This window comes from Streptomyces sp. MBT65, from assembly GCF_016612545.1.
Classification (GTDB): Bacteria; Actinomycetota; Actinomycetes; order Streptomycetales; family Streptomycetaceae; genus Streptomyces.
Genome location: NZ_JAENRY010000738.1, coordinates 1 through 978 on the forward strand (window position 1 = coordinate 1; position 978 = coordinate 978).

Genomic DNA, 978 nt, shown 5'->3' on the forward strand with positions numbered 1-978 from the left:
GCGTAACGGCTGCGCCGGAGCGGCTGGGCGGGGGAAGCAGCAGCCGTTACGCCATGGGGCCAGGCCTCGGAGGCGAGCATGCCGGGGCGCCGGGCGGCGTGTGTGATGCGGAGGCAGCCGAGGGCAGCGGGAGTGACCGTCGCACCCCAGGGGCCAGACTGCGGAGGCGAGCGTGCCCAGGCACCGGGCAGCTGATGTGATGCGGAAGCAGCCGAGGGCAGCAGGAGCGACCGTCGCACCCTAGGGACCGGGCCGCAGAGGCGAGTGTGCCTGGGCGCCGGGCAGTTGAATGTGATGCGGAAGCAGCCGGGGTGCCGAGGCGCTGCGCCATGGAGGTGTCAGGGGCGCCGGAGCGGCGGGTGCGTCCCGACGGGTCGGGCGCCGCAGGCGATCGCCCTCCACGGGCGCGGCGTTGTGGCATGTGCGGCTCCGCCGCGTGGGCGCGGCCAGCCCCCACCGACCCGCGCCTTGACCACTACGCCCCCCGCGAAGCGCCCCGCACCTCAAGCCCCGCCAGCAGCTCGGCCGTAGCCTCCGCGATCACCTCGACCGCACGGTCGAACACCTCGCGGTTGTGCGCGGCCGGTGCCCGGAAGCCGGAGACCTTGCGCACGTACTGCAACGCGGCGGCACGGATCTCCTCCTCCGTGGCCTCGTCGGGCTGGGCAGGCGGTCGGAGAGTCTTGATGCTGCGGCACATGCGTCCAGTCTCGCGCGCCGACCGCGATACCGCACACCACGCACACCAACTGACCGGCGCGGCCTCACGCTTCGAGGTCGAACCGCCAGTCGTTGGACGTGATCCAGTGCCCCTTGGGGTACTCGAACTCCGCCTCACCGAGCAGGGTGAACCCGGCTTTGCGGCATACGGAGTTCGACGCGTGGTGGTCGACGCTCGGAAAGGCGTGCAGATACCGGTGCCGCCCGGCGGCCCGAGCCGTGGTGGAGGTGGCTCGGGCCGCCGGGCGGCACCGGTAT

General features: G+C 73.0%; 1 protein-coding gene and 1 pseudogene. Both read right to left on the reverse strand.

Annotation, left to right across the window (positions count from 1 at the left end; genetic code table 11):
- Positions 1-475: 475 nt before the first annotated feature.
- Positions 476-700 (reverse strand): DUF2277 domain-containing protein, encoded by a 225-nt coding sequence (locus JHN63_RS51890; protein ID WP_200692052.1) that lies wholly within the window; start codon positions 698-700, stop codon positions 476-478.
- A 64-nt stretch (positions 701-764) separates the two neighbouring features.
- Positions 765-978 (reverse strand): annotated as a pseudogene (locus JHN63_RS51895) (GNAT family N-acetyltransferase); the annotation flags it as partial.